Raw genomic sequence first — 15,781 nt, 5'->3', positions numbered from 1 at the left:
GCTGTCATGGTGTTCAAGCCTCCTGCTTGGCGTCGATCTCGGCGACCAGGGCCTCGATACGGGTCTTGATCTCGTCGCGGATGGGGCGTACGGACCCGACGCCCTTGCCGGCCGGGTCTTCGAGGTCCCAGTCGAGGTACCTCTTGCCGGGGAAGATCGGGCAGGCGTCCCCGCAGCCCATAGTGATGACGTAGTCGGACGCCTGCACGGCCTCGGTGGTGAGGATCTTCGGCTGCTGGTCGGAGATGTCGACGCCGACCTCGTTCATGGCCTCGATGGCGGCCGGGTTAACCTGGTTGCCCGGGATCGAACCCGCGGAGCGGACCTCGACCCGGTCGCCCGCGAGGTGGCTGAGGAATCCGGCGGCCATCTGTGATCGCCCCGCGTTGTGGACGCAGACGAACAGCACGGAGGCGAGTGGAGTCGGGGACATCGGTTCTTCCTTCACGAGGTGGATCAGGTGGAGCTGGTGGAGCGGCCGGCGCGTCAGGCCTGCGGCAGGGAGTCGAGCAAGTCGGTGATGCGGGCGTCTATCTCGTCGCGGATACCGCGCCCGCGGCGCCCTCGGGGTCGCTGATGGGCCAGTCCAGGTAGCGGCGGCCCGGTAGTACGACCGGGCAGGTGTTTTCCCAGCCCATGGTGATGACGACGTCGGCGGCCTGGACGACTTCCTCGGTGAGCGGCTTGGGGAACGCGTCGCAGAGATTCAAGTCGGCCTCGGCCAGCACCTGGACGGCAGCCGGTTCGACGTCGGAGGCCGGGTGCGTGCCTGCGGAGGAGGCGACCACCTGCCCGGCTGCCCGATGGGTGAGAAGGGCGGCCGCCATCTGGGAGCGGCCGGCGTTGTGGGTGCATACGAACAGCTCTCGGGGCAGCTCGACGCCGGGCTGTCCCTCTACGTGGGCGAGAGCGTCAAGACGCTGGGTGGCGAGGCGCTCAGCGAGCACGACGAGGTGACTGCGGACGTGTGCGTGCTGGGCAAGACGGTCGTAGGAGTCGATGACGACTCGCTGGATGGTCTCTGCCGAGAACTGGCCGCGGTAGCGCGACGCGAGCCGGGATACACCTGCCGCAAGGCGCTGATCAGGGAAAACCGGGGGTGGGGATGCGTTCATCGATGACCCCCTTCTACGGGTCATGGGCCCAGTTGGTGCCGTTGGCGGGCCCGCAGGTCGGCCCGGACTGGTATCAGTCCCAGCTGATGTGACAATATCAGTGCATGCTGACATCAGTCGACACTGATCTGATCCGTGTTTTAGCCGACCCGCTCAGACTTCACATCGTGACCCTGCTCGCCCGCGAGACGCTGTGCACCACTCATCTGGTGGAGGAGACCGGTGCCAAGCAGACCAACCTCTCCAACCACCTGAGGGTGCTGCGCGAGGCGGGGGTCGTCGAGACCGAGCCGTGCGGGCGGTTCACCTACTACAAGCTCCGCCCGGACGTCGTCGACCGGCTTGCCGGTCAGTTCGCCGGCCTGGCCGCGTCCGCTCGCAGCGCCGCCGACAACAAGAGGGCCTGTCCGTGACCCCCACCGAAGCACCCACGACCACCGCCGAGGATCCCTCGGTCGTCGCGAAGCTCTCGACGCTCGACCGCTTCCTCGCTGTCTGGATCCTCGCCGCCATGGCCCTCGGTCTGGGCCTCGGCAGGCTCATCCCGGGCCTGAACGACGCCCTCGCCAAGGTCGAGATCGGCGGCATCTCACTGCCCATCGCCGTCGGCTTGCTGATCATGATGTACCCGGTCCTGGCCAAAGTCCGATACGACAAGCTCGACGCCGTCACCGGCGACCGGAAGCTCATGGTCTCGTCGCTGGTCATCAACTGGATCGTCGGCCCCGCGATCATGTTCGCGCTCGCCTGGATCTTCCTGCCGGACCTGCCCGAGTACCGCACCGGCCTGATCATCGTCGGGCTCGCCCGCTGCATCGCCATGGTCATCATCTGGAACGACCTCGCCTGCGGTGACCGCGAAGCCGCCGCGGTGCTTGTCGCGCTCAACTCGGTCTTCCAGGTCCTGGCGTTCGGCCTGCTCGGCTGGTTCTACCTCGACCTGCTGCCCGGCTGGCTGGGACTTGGCGATGGCGAGCACCTCGACATCTCCATGTGGAAGATCGCCCTCAACGTCGTCATCTTCCTCGGCGTCCCCCTCCTGGCCGGGTTCCTGACCCGCCGGATCGGCGAGAAGAAGCTCGGCCGCGAGAAGTACGAGTCCGGCTTCCTCCCGAAGATCGACCCCTGGGCCCTGTACGGCCTGCTCTTCACGATTGTCATCCTCTTCGCCCTGCAGGGAAAGACGATCACCTCCCAGCCGCTGGACGTGGTCCGCATCGCGCTGCCGCTGCTCGTGTACTTCGCGGTCATGTGGTTCGGCACCTTCGCCCTCGGCAAGGTGATCGGCCTCGCGTACGACCGCACGGCGACGCTCGCCTTCACGGCGGCCGGCAACAACTTCGAGCTGGCCATCGCGGTCGCCATCGCCACCTTCGGCGTCACCTCCGGCCAAGCACTGTCAGGCGTCGTCGGCCCGCTCATCGAAGTGCCGGTCCTCATCGCCCTCGTATACGTCTCCCTGGCCTGGCGACGGAAGTTCAGCGACGACCGGCAACTGACGGCTGCTTCGCGGGAGAGCTGATGCACTGTCTGGACTGCTCCGGCACCGGGGCACAGGTCACGGCCGTCGGCGTCTGCACCCAGTGCGGAGCCGCTGCCCGTCCCGACCACTCCGAACTGTCTGAACAGTTCCTGACCTGTACCAAGCCGGTCTCCCGTCCGGTGGCCACCGAGCCGCCGGTACGCCGACTGCTGTGTGGTGCCTGCGCCACGGCTCACCGCGCCCACGGGGCGTGTTGCCCGCAGACCACCAACTCCATTCGCACCTCGTAATGGGGGAGTGGCACACGCAGGTTGTGATCGTCGGCGGCGGTCAGTCCGGCCTCGCCGCCGGCTACCACCTGCGCCGCCAAGGCGTGGACTTCGTCATCCTCGATGCTCAGGCCACTCCTGGCGGGGCCTGGCAGCACGCCTGGAACTCGCTGCACCTGTTCTCCCCGGCGGCCTTTTCCTCCCTCCCCGGCCGACTCATGCCGACGCAGCCGGGCGAGGAGTATCCAACTGCCGGGCACGTGGTGGCGTACCTGAGTGACTACGAGAACCGGTACGAGCTTCCTGTGCAGCGACCGGTCCAGGTGCTTGGTGTGCACAAGGACGGTCGGCTTCTCAGGGTGGACACCGACTCCGGCACGTGGCATGCACGCGTGGTGATCAGCGCGACCGGTACCTGGTGGCGCCCCTTCCTCCCTGCAATCCCCGGCCGCGAGGACTTCGAGGGCAGGCAACTGCACACCGTCGCCTACCGAAGGCCGCAGGACTTCGCGGGCCGCCGCGTGATAGTCGTCGGCGGCGGCAACTCGGGTGCACAGATCGCCGCCGACCTCGCACACGACACAGAACTGACCTGGGTGACCCAGCGCCCGCCCCGCTTCCTCGCCGACGACATCGACGGCCGCGCTCTGTTCGACGCGGCCACCGCCCGCCGCCGCGCACTCGACGAGGGCCACACCGACACCGGAGGCGTCGCCGCACTGGGTGACATCGTCGCCGTACCGCCGGTGCGTGAAGCTCGGGACGCCGGGCTGCTGAAAACGTCGCCGATGTTCGTACGCCTTGACCGCGACGGTGTCGTATGGGCCGACGGTACGAGGGCGCCCGCCGACGCAGTGATCTGGTGCACCGGCTTCCGGCCGGCCCTTTCGCACCTGTCACCTCTTGGCCTGCCTGGCTCACGCGGCCACATCGCCACCCAGGGCACCCGCTGCCTGGGGGAGCCTCGACTGCACCTTCTCGGCTACGGCGACTGGACGGGTCCTGCCTCTGCCACGCTTATCGGTGTCGGACGGCCGGGTCGCGACGCGGCGCGCGAGATCGCCGGGCTCCTCGGCGCCGGAGCGTGATCCGCGCAGTACCGGCAGCGGTCACTCGCCTGAGGCTCTGGGCGCCGGGTCCAGGATGGACCGAATGCGTTGCAGTCCGTCGTGGTTGACCGAGAACCAGGCCCAGGTGCCACGTCGTTCGCGGTCCAGTAGCCCGGCCTCAGTCATGATCTTCAAATGGTGGCTGACGGTGGACTGGCGTAGTTCCAGGCTGTCGGCCAGGTCGCAGACGCAGGCTTCGCCGTTGGGGGCTTGTTCCAGTAGTCGGAACAACTGTAGGCGGGTGGGATCGGCGATGGTTCGCAGCATCGCTGACAACTGTTCGGCCTCCGCGCGTTGCAGGGGTTTGCAGTGCAACCCCGGTCCGCACGTACCGCCTTCGAGGAACCCGTCCTCCGACATCTCCAGGTCTATGACAGCCACGTACCGACCATAAGCGCTGAGTGATCACTTTGGCACGATCGAAAATGGTCGCACCGTGCGTTCGGCCGCGATTGGTCGGCTATTCGGCCAATAGTGGCTGGCTGTTGGGGCAGAAATCGAGGCAACGGCAGCGGACCGTGCGGGCACCGCTGGGCACCGCTGGGCAGCGCGTCGGCGACGGTTGCCGTTCCTGGCTGTCACGCCGTCCGGCCGGTTGGTGTGGTGTGCCAGGCGATCAGCGCGGCGGCGGCCGAGACCAGAGCGAGGACCACGAACAGCTGGGGGTAGCCGCCCAGTGGCACGGTCAGGGCTGTGCCGGCGAACGGGGCGAGTGCTGAGGCGGTCGTCATCGGGGCGGCAAGGATGCCGGACAGTCGGCCGTAACGGTTGGCGCCCCACCGGTCAGTGATGGCGGTGGCCTGCAGCAAGGTCAGGTTTCCGCGAACGGTGCCGGCAACGACGGCCAGGACTGCCAGCAGTGCGTAAGGGCCGGGGACAAGCGCGAAGGCGGCGGTGGTCACTCCCCCCAAGCCCATGAGAACAGCAGCGCGCAGGGCTGGTGAACTGCGGCGGGCCAGGGCGGCGTACAGCGTGCGGCCGAGAGTCTGCCCGGCCCCGCCCAGGCCCAGAGCCCATGCCGCCTGGGTCGCGGTGTAGCCGCGGTCGAGCAGCAGGGGGACCAGGGCGACGACCACGGCGTACATCGCGAACGCCGAGAGAGTCAAGGCGGTGGCAAGAAGCAGGAAGGGACGGCTGCGGGTGATGGCCCCCGGCGTGGCCGGAACGCTGTTCGAGGCAGGGCGCGGGGCGGGAGGCCAGGGGCCCCGTAGGGCGAAGGCGTGGGCGGGTATGGTCACGGCGGCCAGGACCGCGGCCAGGATCAGGTACGTGTGCCGCCAGCTGAAGTGGCCGGCCAACTGGGCGGTCAGGGGTGCGAAGACGGTGGAGGCCAGACCGCCGGCGAGAGTGACGGTGGTCAGGGCGCGTATGTGGTTCGGGGCCCACCAGCGGGTGAGTGCGGCGAAGGCGGGTTGGTAGAAGGTGGATGCCATGGCAAGACCGGCCAGCAGCCAACCGACCGTGAATAGGGCCAAGTTGGGCGCGGTGGCGATGATGACCAGGCTGGCTGTGCCGATGACAGAGCCGGTGGTCATGACCGTGCGGGGGCCGCGGGCGTCCAGGATGCGGCCGATGCGGATACCGGCCAGGGCGGAGACGAGCAGAGCGGCGGAGAACGCGGCCATGGTCGTGGCCGCGCTCCAGCCGGTGGCAGTGGTGATCTGCGGGTTCAGGACGGGAAAGGCGTAGTAAACGATGCCCCAGCTGGTGATCTGGGTCAGGCACAGAGCAGGCAGGGCCGCCCGCGGCCGCATCGGTTGATCAGTGGCGACGGCCGCGGTGGCCGTGGAAAGGTCGCTCATGAGTCGGTCAGCAGCAACTGGCTTCGGGCTGCTGTTCGGGCCGGGTGGGGTCGGCGGAGGTGCAGCAGGCGCTCCCGGGCTGCTTCGCCAGGGTGTCGGCGTCCGCCTTGACCACATACACCTCCCATGGCTCCTGGCCGGGGCCGCGCACCCAGACCTTGTCCTGCACGGCGTAACAACAGGCGGTGTCCTTCTCCTCGGCGGTGGCCAGCCCCGCCTGGACCAGCCGGGTGGCAGCGGCCTGGACGTCCTCGGTGGACGCCACTTCGACACCGAGGTGGTCCAGGCGGGTGTCCTCGCCTGCCGTCCCTTCGATGAGAACGAGCTTGAGCGCAGGCTCGGTGATGGCGAAGTTGGCGTAGCCGTCACGCAGCTTGGCCGGCGTGGTGTCGAACAGCTTGCTGTAGAAGGCGACTGCGGCCTGCAGATCGGGTACTCGCAGAGCGAGTTGTATCCGGGACACGGGGCATTCCTCCTGCTGGATCGATGGTGCGCGCTGCCCGCGGCCGGGACGGCGTTGGGCGGTGACGTTCAGGTGCTTCAGCAGCCGGACGAACTCGCCGAGCCAGAGGAGACGGTGATGAGCTGGACCGGCTGTGGAGCGACGGGGGCGCAGCAGCCTGCTGCCACAGCTTGGTCGGAGTCGGCGGTGTCGAAGAGGCCGGAGCCACCACACACGCCGGTCTCGGGCAGGACCAGTTCCACACGGTCGGCCGCGTCGGTGTCGCCCGCCAGGGCAGCCGCCACGGAACGGACCTGCTCGTAGCCGGTCATGGCCAGGAATGTGGGAGCGCGGCCGTAGCTCTTCATGCCGACGAGGTAGACACCGGAATCCGGGTGGGACAGCTCCCGGTGGCCGTGTGGGTAGACGGTGCCGCAGGAGTGCTGGTTGGGATCGATCAGCGGGGCGAGTTCCACTGGTGCCTGCAGACGCTCGTCCAGGCGCAGGCGCACTTCTGACAGGAAGGACAGGTCGGGGCGGAGCCCGGTCAGGACAATGACTTCGTCCACCGGCTCGAGTTGCCGCCCGTCCTCGGAGACCAGGACCAGTCGGCCGTCGATGCTGCCTTCGATGGCCTCGGTACGGAAGCCGGTGACCGCTTCGGCGTGGCCGTCGTCAACGGCGGCCTTGGCTGCCAGGCCGAGGGCGCCGCGCGCGGGCAGTTCGTCGGTGTCTCCGCCGCCGAAGGTAGAGCCGGAGATGCCACGACGCAGCACCCACACCGCCTTCGTGTCCGTACCGTCCTGGGACTGCGCCAGCTCGGCCAGCGAGGAGAGCGCGGTGAACGCGGAGGCGCCCGAGCCGATGACAGCGGTGCGCTTACCCGCGTAGCGGGCACGTACGGCCGGGTCCGTGAGGTCGGGGACGCGGTAACTGATGAGATCGGCCGCCGCGCGCTCGCCGAGAGCGGGCAGGCCGCTGCCGCCGGCGGGGGAGGGCAGTGCCCAGGTGCCGGAGGCATCGATCACGGCGGCGGCGAGGATCCGCTCTTCCCGGTCATCGGCGTATCGAACGTGCGCGACGAAGGGCTGCGTGTCGCGGTCGGTGTCCACGACGCGGTCGCGGCCGGCCTTTGAGACGCCGGTGACGCGGGCGCCGTAGCGGATTTGATCACCGAGAGTGTCGGCGAGCGGCTGCAGATACTGCTCGACCCAGTCACCACCGCTGGGGTAGCTGTCGGCGTCGGGCTTGCTCCAGCCCGTATCCGCCAGAAGTTTCTCGGCTGCGGGGTCGACGACTTCGCCCCAGGTGGAGAAGAGGCGTACGTGTGCCCATTCGCGTACGGCGGTGCCCGCGGATTGACCGGCTTCCAGAACGAGAGGAAGCTGTCCGCGTTCGGACAGGTGGACTGCGGCGGCCAGGCCGATGGGGCCGGCGCCGATGATAACCACAGGCAGAGCAGGGGCAGTGGACATAATGGCGACGACTCCTCGGATTCGATGTTTGTCGATGCCGCCCAGCATGCCTCTAGGATCGATGTGCGTCAACATAGAAGTTCATCGAATCTGTGCCCGAACGGGCGCGGAGGGGTTCCGTTTCCTGCTTGGCAAATGATTTGATGACTGTCAACATAGAGGTATGTCTAATCTGGCTCCGAGCTCCACCAATCTGACCACCACCATGACCTGGTGCTGCCAGCCGCTGGGGAAGGAAGAGCTGTCCGCTGCCGACTCGGAGAGGATCGCCGTCATGTTCAAGGCGCTGTCCGACCCCGTCCGGCTGCGGCTGTTCTCAAGGATCGCCGCCCAGGCGGGCGGCGAGGCTTGTGTCTGCGACATTCAGGACGTCGGGGTCTCTCAGCCCACGGTCAGTCACCACTTGCGGAAGCTGCGAGAAGCCGGGCTTCTGGAATCGGAGCGCCGCGCCAGCTGGGTGTACTACCGAGTTGCGCCCGGGGTGTTGTCGGCCATGGCGGGCCTGCTGTCACAGACCACCTGAACCAGTAGGCTCCGGCGGCCGTAGTAGAGGCGTCGGTCAGGTTCAACGGTCCCGGCCGCAGGCATGCCGACCGGTAACGGATCCCAGAGGGGACGCTGGGAGGGAGATGCCATGTGCCAGAAGGGGACTGCGTCCGCCTGTGACGGTTCGTGCTTGGAGCTGAGCACGGCCGACATGGCCTGGTGGTCCAACGTGTTCAAGACCCTCGGAGATCCTGTCCGCCTACAGCTTCTGATGCAGCTGGCGGAACACTCCGGGGCCGAGGTTGCCGTGCATGAACTGGCGGACGTCGGGGTGTCTCTGGCGACCGTCAGTCATCACCTGAAACGGCTGCGGTGTATCGGCCTGATCGAGGGCAGGCGTGATGGCCGCCTCATTTACTACCGGTTGGGTGTGGGGGTGCGCTCTGCGCTGATGCAGATTCTGCACCAGCGCAGCCAGGTCGACGTCTAGCGAGCGTCGGAGACGGACCAGGACTCCTGCTCCGCCCCGCGGCGATCAGGGCGCCGCGGCATGAATCGGCTCATTGGCTCGGAGACTTTGGGCGCTGTAGTGCCGCCGAAGCAATGCCGAGCATCAACCCGCGACGGCGGCCGGAGTCGCCGTCGCGGGCTGGTCCAGGTGGATGGTCGTATCGCACAGGCGCTCAACTTGGGCTGGGTCGTGGGAGACGATAAGCACCGCCCGGCGGCCGTGCAGCGCGGCGATGGACTGTTCGACCTTGTCCCTGCTGCGTTCGTCGAGCGCACTGGTGGGCTCGTCGAGCAGCAGTCCAGCAGGCTCCAAGGCCAGGGCACGGGCAAGACAGAGTCGCTGGCGCTGCCCGGCGGAGAGGTTCTGTGCGGGTGAATCGAGGCGGTCGGCAACCTCCTTCCACAGTCCTGCCTCCTCCAGCGCCTGCTCCGCTCGGGCCTTCAGCACCTCGGGGGAGGCGCGCAGGACATGGCGCAGGCCGAACAGGGCGTTGTCGAGGATGCTGCCTCCGAAGACGACGGGCATCTGGGGCACGAGAACGACCTTGGCCCGCAGGTCGGCGTCTCCCTTGCCCGGCGGGATGGTCCGGTCCAGCACCCGCAGGTCGCCGTCCCGGCTGAGTCCGTTGGGGAGCAGGTCCACCAAGGCGCGCAGGATGGTGGACTTGCCGGCGCCCGATGGCCCGCACAGGCCGGTGGTGGACCCGTGCTCCACACTGAAGGAGACCGGGCCGACCAGGGTCTTGTCGCGGCTGAGCACGCGCAACTGACTTACGGTGATTACGTTGTCCATCGCTCCCCCTCGAAGCGGTTGCGCAGCGCGACTGCCGCGCTGAGGAGTACTGCAGTGATCAGGACCAGCACCATGGCGCTCCCCCACGCCTGAGCGACCGCCTGCGGGTCCCCCGAGTCCTGGGAAAGAGTGAAGATGTGGGTGGGCAGCGCCTGCACCGGTGACTCCACGATCCCGCTCGGTACGGTGGGCGCACCGAAGAAGACGGTCGCCGTGAAAAGCAACGGGGCGGTTTCGCCCGCGGCGCGTGCCAGGCCGAGCAGCAGACCGGTGATCGTGGCCGGCCAGGTGTACGGGACGACGACGGAACGCACATACTGTGCGCGCGTCAGCCCCAGTGACATGGCGCTCTCGGTGAGTTCGGGAGGGATGCTCCTGACGCGTGCGGAGGTGGTCAGGGCGATCACCGGCACCACGACGGGAACGAGCACGATCGCACCCGCCAGCCAGGACCTGCCCCAGCCCATCGTGGTGGACAGGATGACGAATCCGGCGAGCCCCAACAGGATGGTCGGCGCCCCGCCCAGGACGACCGTGAAGGTTTGCAACACGCGTGCCGTGCGCTCGGATGCGTGGACACCGATCAGGATGCCCGCACCGAAGCCGAGCGGCAGGGCCAGGATGCCCGTGGTGGCGATGAGCAACGTGGTGCCGACGATCTGGTCGCGTACGCCCCCTCCTGCCGCGCCTGCTGCTGACGTGAACCAGAAGGAGGGATTGAATGCCGAACTCCCTCGCGTCACCAGCAGGGCCAGCATGCCGATGAGGAGGGCGCTGGGCAGAAGCAGGGCCCCCAACCGCAGCGTCATCGCCAGTCGGTCGCGCTGCAGACGCATCCGCGACATGCCGCGGAACTTGGGGGAGCGTTCGGCCGTTGCGTCGCGGGTGCGGCCTCGTGTGCCCCAGACCGTGATGGCGGCCACGAAGGCCAGAAGGACGAGGCCGAGTCCGCAGATCGCGGCGAAATAGGGGCCGGACGTTCCCGCCAGTACGGGTTCCGGTCCGGCGAGCTTCGTCGTGAGGGTCTGACCAGGGTGGCTCAGTGAGTCGAAGAACTCCCCGAAGGTGGTGGGCAGTCTCCCGTCCGCCCGCCCCACGACCAGGAACACGGCGATGGCTTCACCCAGGGCACGGGCCAGACCGAGCAGAACACCCGCTCGCATGCCGGACCGCGCCAGCGGAAGCACCGCGGAACGGATCACTTCCCGGCGGGTCAGGCCCAGCGAGTAGGCGGCCTCGCGGACACGGTCCGGTACCGCGGCGAGCGCGTCCACGCTGACGGCCACGACAGTCGGGATGATCATGACGGCGAGGACGATCCCGGCGGCCAGCAGGCTGTCCCCGCCGGGCACGTCGGCGATCCGAGCGATGACCGGACGGACGACCATGATGCCGATGAGGCCGTAGACGATGGACGGGACGGCGGCGAGCAACTCCACGCACATGCGCAACGGTCGCGCCAGGCGAGGCGGGAGGTACTCCGACAGCGCGACGGCCGCCCCCCAGCTGACGGGTACGGCGATGACGAGGGCGAGAGCGCACACCACGGCGGTGCCGTAGATCATCGCCAGGCCGCCGTACACCGAGTTGGCCGGGCTCCACTCGGATTCGGTCAGCAGTTCCGGCCAGTCGACGTGTCCGCTGGTGACTCCTGCGCCGAGATAGCCGACGACAACCAGGAGGAGTGCCGCCACGGCGGACGCCCCGGCATACAGCCAGGCCCAGATCCACTTCGACGGGCGCGGGCGGCTGTCGGTGGCAGGTTCGACGGGCGGCCGGGTCAGAGTTTCGGTGGTCATCGGCTACTTCCCGATTTCCTTGAGGGTCAGGTAGCCGTGCTTGGTCATGAGCTTCTGGCCCTTGGCTGTCAGCACGTAGTTGATGAACTTCTTGGCGGAACCCTTCGGCTTTCCGTCGGTGAGCAGGTAGAGCGGCCGGGACATGGGGTACTTGCCGGAAGCGATGTTGTCCGGAGACGCCTCGATGCCGTCCAGTGTCACAGCGGCGAGACCGTCGCGTCCCTCGACGAAGCTGGTGGACAGCGGCGCCACGGCGCCGGGTGTGGATTCGAGCTTGTTGCGGGTTTCGAGGTTGCCGCCGACGATGGCGAAGTTGCCGGACTTCGGGGGCGGCGGAGCCTTTTTGTCTCCGTAGATGTACTTGTCGAGGACCTCTCGCGTTCCGCGTCCCGGTTCCTTGTCGTAGACGAAGACCTCAAGATCCGGGCCGCCGAGCTCGGACCAGTTGGTGATCTTTCCCTCGAACAGGTCGCGTACCTGTGCAGCGGTGAGGTTCTTGACCCCGGCGTCGGCGACCTTCTTCGTGACGATGACGCCGACCGCGTCGGCGCCGATCTGAGTGGAGAGGAAGTCCGTGTTGGGGTTGGCGGCCTTGTCCTCCTTCGCCAGAGGCTTCGAGCTCATGGCGATGTTGATCTGGCCGGCGGCGAGCTGGGAGATGCCACCGGCGGAACCACCCTGGGTGGCGACGGTGATGTCGAGCCCGTCGGCCTTGAGCGCATGAGCCGCGTCCGCGGCGACCGGTGCCACGGTGGTCGACCCGCTGACCTGCAGGGCACCATTCGCACCGGTGTCGCTGTCGGCGCAGCCTGCCAGAGCCATGACCGTCACAACCGAGGTGACGAGGTATGCGCGGCGGAACTTCTTGTTGACCACTGAGGCCCTTCCTTCATGCGTGACCGCGGTACGTGGGACGAGAGAGATCGGGGCGTGGTGCGGTGCCCCCGAGGCGATCACTGCTGTGCCGATCGGGGAAGGGCCGACCCGCAGGTAGGTCTGGACCGGCTGCGGCTAGCGGCGGTGAAGAACGGCAGGCCGTCGGGACGGGCAGCTGTTCCGGCTGCCCAGGCCGATATCGAGTGCTGTGCAGATGTATTCATGTCAGATCCTTCGGGGATGGCGGTGCCCTGAAAGAGAAGAACGCGGGGCAGCGCACCCGTAGGAGGCCGCCCCGCGCAGGCTGCGTTGGATCTGGCGAGGCGGTGCCGACGGGTTCATACCCGTCGGCACCCGGACGCGGGGTGACCAGGCGTCATACGAGCTGGCCCCCAGCACCCTCCTCTACGAGGCTGCGGTGAGCCACGTCGTGCCGGCTGCGTCCAGGTGGACGTACATACCGTCGGTCGCGTCGCTGGTGTGCATGGAACCGCTGAGGAAGCGCCACGTGCCGTCGGCGCGTTCGGGCAGCAGGGCGCTGAGGTTGATACGGGCTTCGGTCGCGGACGGGTTGTGCAGGCCCAGCACCACGCGCGAGCGGTCGGCGGGCTCATGGAGCACGCCCTCTATGCTGCCGGCGCCCAGTTCGCGGACAGTGGCGTCCTCGGCGAAGGCGGCTGCGATGTGTGGCTTGCTGAGACAGCCGGACAGAGCCGGAGCCTGATGCGACAGGGCGTGGGTGGGTGTGGGGGTGAGGGGACTCACAGCAGGGGCCTTCCTGTCATGGCGGATCCAGGTTTGTGTCCCAGCAGGCGCAGGACAGTGGGGGCGACATCGGCCAGCGTGGCCGTCTCCCGCAGCGCGGGTGTGGACCTGTCGGTGCCCGGAGGGACGATCACCAGCGGCACCGGATTGGTGGTGTGTCCGCCGTAGGGCCGTACGGTGCCGTCCGGCGCCGGCTTGGTCATGCGTTCGGCGTTGCCGTGGTCACCGACGGCAAGTACCCACCGGTGACTGTCCCCGGCTGCTTCCAGGATCTGACCGACCGCGGCGTCGGTCGCCTCGCAGGCGGTGACGGTGGCCGCCAGGTTGCCGGTGTGCCCGACCACGTCGATGTTGGCCAGATTGGCCACGACCAGGTCGACCTCCGGGCGGGCGGCGGCCTCTACCACGGCCGCGGTGACGCGGTCGAGATTCATCCGGGGACGCGCGACGTAGTCGGGCTTGCCGTCCCCGGTGATGCGTACGTGCTCCTCCCCGCCGCGCGCCGCGGCGTCCCGGCCGTTGATGTAGTAGGTGACGTGCTCGAACTTCTCGGCCTCTGCGATGCGGACCGTGCGCAGCCCGACCGTGGCGAGCTCGTCGGCCAGGCCGCCGGAGGCATCTGCGCGTTGGACCAGCGCAGGTATGGCGGCGCGGGTGTCGTACTGGGCGAGGCTGACCATGTCCACCGAGCGGCCGGTGTCCAGCAGATGCTCGCTGAGTCGGTCGGCGAACTGCTGGATGCGATCACTGCGGAAGTTGAACCACAGCACCGCGTCCCCATCGGCGACGCCCGCGCTTCCGACGGTCGTGAAGACGGCCGCAGGAACCCACTCGTCACCGCGCTCACCGGCGGTGACCGCGTCGTGAATGCTGTCGACGGGCGCACCGCGTCCGTCGGCGACCAAGGTGACCGCCTCTTCGGTCAGATCTAGATTGCCGGCCTTGTCCATCGCGTAGCCGCGGCCGATCACGGTGGCGATCTGTCCGATTTCGGCCCAGGCGGTCAGTTCGGTCAACCGGCTCAGATAGGTCTTGCCGGTGTGGTCGGCGACATCCCGGCCGTCGGTGATCGCATGGATGAGGACGCGCTGTACCTGGTGTGCGGCGGCAGCAGCCAGCAGCTCGCTCAGGTGCTCGACATTCGCGTGGATCTGTCCGTCCGAACACAGACCGATCAGATGCAGCGTGCCGGAGGAAACGGCGAGCTTGTCCAGCAGGACGCCCAGTTGGGGGTGCGCGCGCAGGGTGCCGTTGTCGATGGCCTGTTGGACCAGGAGGCTGTCGTAGGGCAGAGGCCGCCCGGCTCCGATGACCATGTGACCGATCTCGGAGTTGCCGACCGTGCCGGGCAGCAGGCCGACCGCATCGCCGGAGGCTTCGGCCAGCGTGCTGGTACGGCTGGCCACCAGTCCGTCCAGGACCGGAGTGCGGGCCAGTGCCAGGGCATTGTCGTCGGATGCGTCGGCGTGGCCCCAGCCGTCGAGGACCAGCAGGATGCCGGGGCCGGTGAACGCCCCTTCGGACGCGCTCACTTGGTGCTCTGCAGGTCGGGGTGGAGGGTGTCGAGCGTCTGCCAGAAGGTAGGGAAGGACTTCGCGACGCAGCCCGGTTCCTTGATGACGACGCCTTCGGTACGCAGCCCGGCGATGGCGAAGGTCATGGCGATGCGGTGGTCGTCGTAGGTGTCGATGGTCGCGCCGTGGGGGGTGCCGCCGGTGATGTACATCGCGTCGGGGAGTTCCTCGACCTCGATGCCCATCTTGCGCAGTTCGGTGGTGACGGCGGAGATGCGGTCGCACTCCTTGACGCGCAGCGAGGCGATGTTGGTGATGCGGGTGGTGCCCTCCGCGTAGGCGGCGACGGCGGCCAGGGACGGTACGACGTCGGGCATGGCTTCCATGTCGATGTCGATGCCGCGCAGCGGGCCGCCGGTCAGGGTGATCTCGTCGTCGGTGATCTGGGTACGACAGCCCATCCGCTCCAGGGCGTCGACCAGGTCGACGTCGCCCTGATGTGAGCCGGAGCCGATGCCGGGGATGACGACGCGGCTGCCCAGGATGGCGGCGGCGGCCAGGAAGTAGGACATGCCGGAGGCGTCGGGCTCGACGGTGACCTCGCCGCCGCGGGCCTGCTGGCCCGCCGCGACGGTGAAGGTGCTGTAGCCGTCGCGTCCGACGTTGACGCCCATCTCCTTGAGGGCGGCCAGCGTCATCTCGACGTACGGCTTGGAGACCAGGTCGTCCGCGATGGTGATGTGGGTGTCGTTCTCGGCGCGCAGCGCGTTGATGATCAGGCTGGAGGTGAACTGGCTGGAGACGAGGCCGTTGATGGTCGTGGCGCCGCCCTTGAAGGAGCCGCCCACGACGCGGATCGGCGGGCTGCCGTTGCCGCGCACCGCGGTGGCGTCCACACCAAGCGGCGGCAGTGCCTGCAGCAGGTCGCCCATGGGCCGTTCCTGCATGCGAGTGTTGCCCGTGATGATCGTGGTGCCCTGGGCGTGGCCGGCCATGGAGATCAGGAAGCGCAGCGGGGTGCCGGCGCCGCCGACGAAGATGTCCTCCTTCGGGGCGCGCATGGGCTGCCCGGTGGGGGTGACGTGGATGCTGGCGGTGGCGTGGTCGATGGCGCAGGTGACGTGGCAGAACGTCTCGATGGCGCGGGCGAAGTAGAGGGTGTCGTCGGACAGCAGGGCGCCCTTGATGACGGTCTCCTGGCCCGAGAGGGAGGCGATGGCCAGGTAGCGGTTGGTGTAGCTCTTCGAGCCGAGGACGTTCACAGCCTCGTCGAAACCGGCCAATGTCCGGACGGTGACGGACTCGGCCTTGAGGCGCGGGTCGGGCGTGGCGGACATGCGTTG

At 68.2% G+C, this 15,781-nt stretch carries 17 protein-coding genes; 5 read left to right on the top strand and 12 right to left on the bottom strand.

Annotation, left to right across the window (positions count from 1 at the left end):
• Nucleotides 1-13 precede the first annotated feature (13 nt).
• Nucleotides 14-433 carry an arsenate reductase ArsC gene (locus K3769_RS10975; RefSeq protein WP_267026251.1) on the bottom strand — a complete coding sequence of 140 codons (420 nt, stop codon included), beginning with the start codon at nucleotides 431-433 and terminating at the stop codon, nucleotides 14-16.
• Between the two features lie 97 nt (nucleotides 434-530).
• Nucleotides 531-1,115 carry an arsenate reductase/protein-tyrosine-phosphatase family protein gene (locus tag K3769_RS10970; RefSeq protein ID WP_267026250.1) on the bottom strand — a complete coding sequence of 195 codons (585 nt, stop codon included), beginning with the start codon at nucleotides 1,113-1,115 and terminating at the stop codon, nucleotides 531-533.
• Between the two features lie 104 nt (nucleotides 1,116-1,219).
• Between K3769_RS10970 and K3769_RS10965 the strand changes: the two genes are divergently transcribed.
• The 3 genes from K3769_RS10965 (at nucleotide 1,220) to K3769_RS10955 (ending at nucleotide 3,955) form a co-directional block, all read left to right on the top strand.
• Nucleotides 1,220-1,528, top strand: a complete 309-nt coding sequence (locus K3769_RS10965) for an ArsR/SmtB family transcription factor (RefSeq protein ID WP_267026249.1) — start codon at nucleotides 1,220-1,222, stop codon at nucleotides 1,526-1,528.
• Entirely contained in the window at nucleotides 1,525-2,637 is a 1,113-nt protein-coding gene (arsB, locus tag K3769_RS10960) for an ACR3 family arsenite efflux transporter (protein ID WP_267026248.1), read from the top strand. The genes K3769_RS10965 and arsB overlap by 4 nt, the downstream gene beginning before the upstream one ends.
• A 250-nt stretch (nucleotides 2,638-2,887) precedes the next feature.
• Complete coding sequence (locus K3769_RS10955; protein ID WP_267026247.1) at nucleotides 2,888-3,955, top strand: ArsO family NAD(P)H-dependent flavin-containing monooxygenase; 1,068 nt, start codon at nucleotides 2,888-2,890, stop codon at nucleotides 3,953-3,955.
• Between the two features lie 21 nt (nucleotides 3,956-3,976).
• On the opposite strand, the gene K3769_RS10950 is transcribed toward K3769_RS10955, so the two are convergent.
• The 4 genes from K3769_RS10950 to K3769_RS10935 form a co-directional block, all read right to left on the bottom strand.
• A complete protein-coding gene (locus tag K3769_RS10950) occupies nucleotides 3,977-4,336 on the bottom strand; it encodes an ArsR/SmtB family transcription factor (protein ID WP_267031319.1) in 360 nt (119 codons plus the stop codon).
• Nucleotides 4,337-4,554: 218 nt separating this feature from the next.
• Nucleotides 4,555-5,778 (bottom strand): MFS transporter, encoded by a 1,224-nt coding sequence (locus tag K3769_RS10945; RefSeq protein ID WP_267026246.1) that lies wholly within the window; start codon nucleotides 5,776-5,778, stop codon nucleotides 4,555-4,557.
• Between the two features lie 7 nt (nucleotides 5,779-5,785).
• Entirely contained in the window at nucleotides 5,786-6,241 is a 456-nt protein-coding gene (locus K3769_RS10940; RefSeq protein ID WP_267026245.1) for an ArsI/CadI family heavy metal resistance metalloenzyme, read from the bottom strand.
• Between the two features lie 77 nt (nucleotides 6,242-6,318).
• Nucleotides 6,319-7,695, bottom strand: coding sequence for an NAD(P)-binding domain-containing protein (locus K3769_RS10935; protein WP_267031318.1), 1,377 nt, complete (start codon nucleotides 7,693-7,695; stop codon nucleotides 6,319-6,321).
• Nucleotides 7,696-7,858: 163 nt separating this feature from the next.
• Between K3769_RS10935 and K3769_RS10930 the strand changes: the two genes are divergently transcribed.
• Together K3769_RS10930 and K3769_RS10925 are read left to right on the top strand one after the other, a co-directional pair.
• Complete coding sequence (locus K3769_RS10930) at nucleotides 7,859-8,218, top strand: ArsR/SmtB family transcription factor (RefSeq protein ID WP_267026244.1); 360 nt, start codon at nucleotides 7,859-7,861, stop codon at nucleotides 8,216-8,218.
• A gap of 153 nt (nucleotides 8,219-8,371) precedes the next feature.
• Nucleotides 8,372-8,671, top strand: a complete 300-nt coding sequence (locus tag K3769_RS10925; protein ID WP_267026243.1) for an ArsR/SmtB family transcription factor — start codon at nucleotides 8,372-8,374, stop codon at nucleotides 8,669-8,671.
• A gap of 123 nt (nucleotides 8,672-8,794) precedes the next feature.
• Here the strand turns inward: K3769_RS10925 and K3769_RS10920 are convergent, their stop codons facing one another.
• The 6 genes from K3769_RS10920 to aroA form a co-directional block, all read right to left on the bottom strand.
• On the bottom strand, nucleotides 8,795-9,484 hold the full coding sequence (locus tag K3769_RS10920) for an ATP-binding cassette domain-containing protein (protein WP_267026242.1): 690 nt from the start codon (nucleotides 9,482-9,484) through the stop codon (nucleotides 8,795-8,797).
• Nucleotides 9,472-11,283, bottom strand: coding sequence for a phosphate ABC transporter permease subunit PstC (gene pstC, locus K3769_RS10915; RefSeq protein WP_267026241.1), 1,812 nt, complete (start codon nucleotides 11,281-11,283; stop codon nucleotides 9,472-9,474). Before pstC ends, K3769_RS10920 begins: the two co-directional genes overlap by 13 nt.
• Before the next feature lie 3 nt (nucleotides 11,284-11,286).
• Nucleotides 11,287-12,159 (bottom strand): phosphate ABC transporter substrate-binding protein, encoded by an 873-nt coding sequence (locus tag K3769_RS10910; protein WP_267026240.1) that lies wholly within the window; start codon nucleotides 12,157-12,159, stop codon nucleotides 11,287-11,289.
• 405 nt (nucleotides 12,160-12,564) lie between these two features.
• Nucleotides 12,565-12,924, bottom strand: a complete 360-nt coding sequence (locus K3769_RS10905) for a hypothetical protein (RefSeq protein WP_267026239.1) — start codon at nucleotides 12,922-12,924, stop codon at nucleotides 12,565-12,567.
• A complete protein-coding gene (gene gpmI, locus K3769_RS10900) occupies nucleotides 12,921-14,456 on the bottom strand; it encodes a 2,3-bisphosphoglycerate-independent phosphoglycerate mutase (RefSeq protein ID WP_267026238.1) in 1,536 nt (511 codons plus the stop codon). Before gpmI ends, K3769_RS10905 begins: the two co-directional genes overlap by 4 nt.
• Complete coding sequence (gene aroA, locus K3769_RS10895) at nucleotides 14,453-15,775, bottom strand: 3-phosphoshikimate 1-carboxyvinyltransferase (protein ID WP_267026237.1); 1,323 nt, start codon at nucleotides 15,773-15,775, stop codon at nucleotides 14,453-14,455. The genes gpmI and aroA overlap by 4 nt, the downstream gene beginning before the upstream one ends.
• Nucleotides 15,776-15,781: the final 6 nt, after the last annotated feature.

Source organism: Streptomyces ortus, assembly GCF_026341275.1.
GTDB lineage: Bacteria > Actinomycetota > Actinomycetes > Streptomycetales > Streptomycetaceae > Streptomyces > Streptomyces ortus.
Note: the sequence above shows the minus strand (reverse complement) of the source record. Positions and strands in the feature narration are given on the sequence as shown.